Below are 392 nucleotides of genomic sequence, written 5' to 3'. Positions count from 1 at the left end.
TGCTGCGATTGACATACCAATGCCTGTCCCACAAACTAAAATACCACGATCTACTTCACCATTCGCTACCATTTCAGCTGCCGGAAACGCAAAGTCAGGGTAATCAACAGAACCAGCTTCACATTCACAACCTAAATCAATATATTCAATATTTAACTCTTCTAATAAACTTACAAGTTCTTTGCGGATATTCATACCGCCGTGATCAGATGCTATTACTACTTTCATTTTTATCCCTCCAAAGTTTCAATCAATTATCTTCATTTCACACTCGCTACCTCAATAGTACGAAGTGATCTCCAATATCGTATTATACACGAAACATCAACCTACTGAATGTTTTTTCAGTAAAGTTTGTACAAGTTTTTCCATCTCATCTAACGTTTCTTTAT

1 protein-coding gene and 1 pseudogene are annotated in these 392 nt (G+C 36.2%); both read right to left on the bottom strand.

Annotated elements, in window-relative coordinates; genetic code table 11:
• The coding region (locus tag MR170_RS31180) for an RpiB/LacA/LacB family sugar-phosphate isomerase (protein ID WP_242310686.1) at positions 1-228 on the bottom strand (228 nt) is incomplete at its 3' end.
• Between the two features lie 96 nt (positions 229-324).
• Positions 325-392 (bottom strand): annotated as a pseudogene (locus tag MR170_RS31175) (low molecular weight protein arginine phosphatase); the annotation flags it as partial.

The organism is Bacillus cereus group sp. BfR-BA-01524, assembly GCF_022662595.1.
Lineage (GTDB): Bacteria > Bacillota > Bacilli > Bacillales > Bacillaceae_G > Bacillus_A > Bacillus_A thuringiensis_S.
This window is presented reverse-complemented; position numbering and strand designations above follow the sequence as displayed.